This window comes from Glycomyces albidus (genome assembly GCF_009451885.1).
Taxonomy (GTDB): Bacteria; Actinomycetota; Actinomycetes; order Mycobacteriales; family Micromonosporaceae; genus Glycomyces; species Glycomyces albidus.
Window position 1 is genome coordinate 1 of the sequence record NZ_WIAO01000080.1, and the last position, 3,676, is coordinate 3,676.

The 3,676-nt window shown below is 57.2% G+C and carries 2 protein-coding genes; one reads left to right on the top strand and one right to left on the bottom strand.

What is annotated here, in order from left to right; translation table 11 throughout:
• Positions 1-433: 433 nt before the first annotated feature.
• Positions 434-2,860, top strand: a complete 2,427-nt coding sequence (locus tag GFD30_RS26050) for a protein kinase domain-containing protein (RefSeq protein WP_153028060.1) — start codon at positions 434-436, stop codon at positions 2,858-2,860.
• Between the two features lie 393 nt (positions 2,861-3,253).
• Here the strand turns inward: GFD30_RS26050 and GFD30_RS26055 are convergent, their stop codons facing one another.
• Positions 3,254-3,511 carry a hypothetical protein gene (locus GFD30_RS26055; RefSeq protein WP_153028061.1) on the bottom strand — a complete coding sequence of 86 codons (258 nt, stop codon included), beginning with the start codon at positions 3,509-3,511 and terminating at the stop codon, positions 3,254-3,256.
• Positions 3,512-3,676 lie beyond the last annotated feature (165 nt).

Sequence of the window (3,676 nt, forward strand, 5' to 3'; positions counted from 1 at the left end):
CGACCGGTCTGGACGACCATCTGCACAGCCTCCGCCTTGAACTGCGGGCTGAACTTCCGGCGCTTCGCGGGCATGGACACGATCCTCTCAAATCAGGATCCGTGTCCAACATCCTTGTTACACCTCAGGGGTTCTTAGAGTGCTGTGTGACTGATCAGTGTCGGCCAGGATAGGTACCAACATGGATCTTCGATGAGCACAGGCGGAGAAGCGGCAAGCCTGGTGGACCCCTTCTCACGAGATCGCGACTATGCTGGGCTGTCTATGTCCCGTCGTGGGGATTCCTCCGTCGGTGCTAGCGCTAAGCTCTTGTGAGTGCTGGTGTCCGCGCTGGCAATGAATGCCCCTACGTAGATGACCTTCGAGCTGAGCGGCAAACCCTGGCCCTCGAGTCGGCCTCAGCCGACCGGATTCTCGAATAGGAGTCGGAGTTATGGTACGGATACCCCTCGTCGATACCTTCCGATACATTCACGAGCCGCTCCCCATCGCTGACTCGATGCTGCCGATGTTGGGCAATGCAGAGCTCGTTGATGCGCTGCATGATCGAATACTGCACTCAACGGGGGGAGCGTTCCTGGTCACCGGTTTTCGAGGTGTCGGGAAGTCCACCGTCATCCTTCGCACATTGGAGCGACTCTCCCTCCAGTCAAGACCAGACGAGATCGTGGTACCGGTCGTCATAAGTGTGGCAAGAGCCACTGATATCGACCGCCTCCTATTCGCTATCACAAGACGGATCTTCGAACGCTTGCATGATGAAGGCCTATTCGAGCGCCTTTCTCCAGAATTCCAGCAGTCCCTGCTCCTTGCTTACATGCGTACTTCACTTGCATTCAAGGAAACGCAGTCGGATGCGATTGAACGCGCTGGAGCTATCAGCGTTGGAATCGGCAGGACCGCAAAGGCACCATTGGCAAGCCTGACAGCCTCTGCCAAGCGTACGCGCTCCCTTGCGACCGAGGCACAGTTTCTGGCCTATTCTGAGACTGACGTCGAACACGACATCATGCGAATGGTCTCACTTCTCAATAATAGCGAATCGCTCCGACCGAAAGGCCGCGCCCGGTGGCGATGGCCCTGGTCGCGTTCGACCAGAGGCAGAATCCGACTGGTGGTCGTACTCGACGAGGCGGACAAGCTCACCGCAACCGATTCCGGACTGGAGATGATTGAGAAGATACTCGGCGGACTGAAGAACGTGCTGACCATGCCGGGTGCCCACTACCTTCTTGTGGCCGGTCCCGATTTGCACGATCATGCAATCAAGGATGTTGCCCGCGGAAACAGCATCTACGAAAGTATTTTCGGCTGGCGATTGTACGTCCCTTGCACGTGGAGTGCAGTCGACGATCTTCTTGATACTCTAATCCAACATGATGACAAGAGCGAGCATCATCTCGGGCACTTTCGTGACTATCTTCAGTTCAAGGCCCGTGGTATTCCGCGAAGACTGCTTCAGGAATTCAACTCTTTTGTAGTCTGGGGTAGTGATGGCCCCTTCATCTGCATCTCAGACCACGATCTGGAACGCGTGGTGTTCTATGCCCGCCTCGAGGGCATCTTGCGGCAGTTTATCGAAGATCAGCGCGCGCCCAAGGATTCGCTGTTTGCGATCGACATTGACATCGACCGCCACCGGCTCGGGGTCTACTACGTCATGGACTGGGTCCTGCGAAGCGAAGGCGAGCCGTTCACGCCTGGTGAGCTCGCTGCTGGCAAGGGTCGAATGGACCTCGATCCGCTGATCCAATCTCCCGTGAACACCGTCTCCAAATTCCTCGAGCACCTCGAAGGACAGGGGATAGTGGAAAGCATCCGATCGGCCAACCCACAAGAGGCCCTACTAAATGAGCAGCGTGCGGTGCGCGGGGCGGTCTATAAGCTCTCCGCTAGTATCCGGAAAGTCCTTTTGGAGCTCGCGGCGAGCAACGAGTCCGAGCGGGCAGCTCTCAATATATCTGCTGGTACTCTCGTCGCCTCCGCTGATGCTGGTAGTGCTGGACTTCTCCCCGTTGTCAGAGTCCTCGCCGACCGCTATGAGATTCGTGAGGCGATCGGTATGGGCGGGATGGGCACGGTGTACCGCGGCTACGACCGCCTATTGGATCGCCCAGTAGCAGTGAAGGCGCTCCGAGAGGTTGACTATGACCGTTCGTCTATGCGGGAACGCATAGAACGGGAAGCCCATTTGGCCGAACAATTGCGTCATCCTCAGATCGTCCGGACGTACGATGTGGTAAAGAATCCTGAGATCGGTACTGCGATCGTTATGGAGTTGCTAGAGGGCCCTGACCTTGATGGTCTTGTCTACCGCGACGGCCCGCTACCCGAGCCGAGCATTGTTGCTATCGGACTGCGAATTGCCGAGGCATTGTCTTATCTAAAAGAAAACGGAATCGCCAGAATTGACCTCAAGCCCTCGAATATCCGTATTGAGAGAGACCGAGGCCCGGTCATTCTCGATTTTGGCATCGCCGTGAAGACCGGACAGGACCGACTTACCGACACCGGGGAAGTCCTCGGTACTTTGGCATACGCGTCACCAGACTTGATCAAATACAACGATCCGGATCATCTGGTGGATATTTGGGCACTCGGGATGGTCCTATTCTATTGCGCCGCTGGTGATACCCCCTACTTCTCGGATCCAGATCCAATGAGTGTCATCCATCGGACACTCTACGAGGATATTGATGTATCAGTCCTTCCAGTATCGGATGAGCTGCAGAGTATCATTGGCAAGGCCTTGAAGCGGGATCGTGCTGAGCGCTATCAGACCGCAAATGAGTTCTATGATGAACTCAAACAAACGGAAGCGGCTCAGGTAATGGAATCCAAGACCAAGCGGCTTCGCTGAATCGGTGCCCTGGACTGCCCCATCCTTTTGGGGCTAACGTGGCATCGCCGCTCCCTAATTCATGCCTTGTCGCACCTTTCGATGCGGAAGTGGTCAACGGTGTGGTCGAGTGGTACCAGGAAGCTCATGCAAAAGCCGCTTGCGAGTGATGCCGGTACATCTGAAGTTTGATCACGGTCTGTAGTGTCCGGTCGGCCTTCAACAACGGCCAGCGGTAACCGGTGGCAAGGATCATGCGCGATCCCCTGTCGACCACTCGCCGACGCGCGCACCGAGCAGGCCGGCGGCGAGTCCATCACCTGGGGCACAGATGCCCACGGCGGGGCGGACTCACCGGCTTCGTGGAGACCGACATCGACACGGTGTTCCCCACTCTGCCTAGGACCACTCGACTCATCCTGGAGCGTGCCAGTTGTCCCGGTGAAATTGGATCGTGTAACCGCCGCGGTCGCCGTCAGGGTAGGAAGAGTAAGTCGCGTCCAGGAGCGACCCGAGACTGTTGTCGACCAGGATCTTCCGCACCTTTGTCGGATCAGCCGAGTACGCGTCGCCGCTCATCGCGTCTTCAAACCACAGACCGAACACCTGGCCATCCTCATCCTGCAAAATGAAACAACCAGGGTCGCCAACCGCCAGCCGCTGGTTCGGCACGTCCTCCTGAGGATCGGGGTCCTGGCCAAGTTCGGCTCTGAGGTGTAGCAAGGATCTTGGACGCGGATCTCATAACGGTTGGGTTTCAGGCGGCGCGAGCGTAATACTCGGCCAGGGTCTCGGCGGGGGTCTTGTAGCCGAGGGTCGAATGTAGGCGTTGACGGT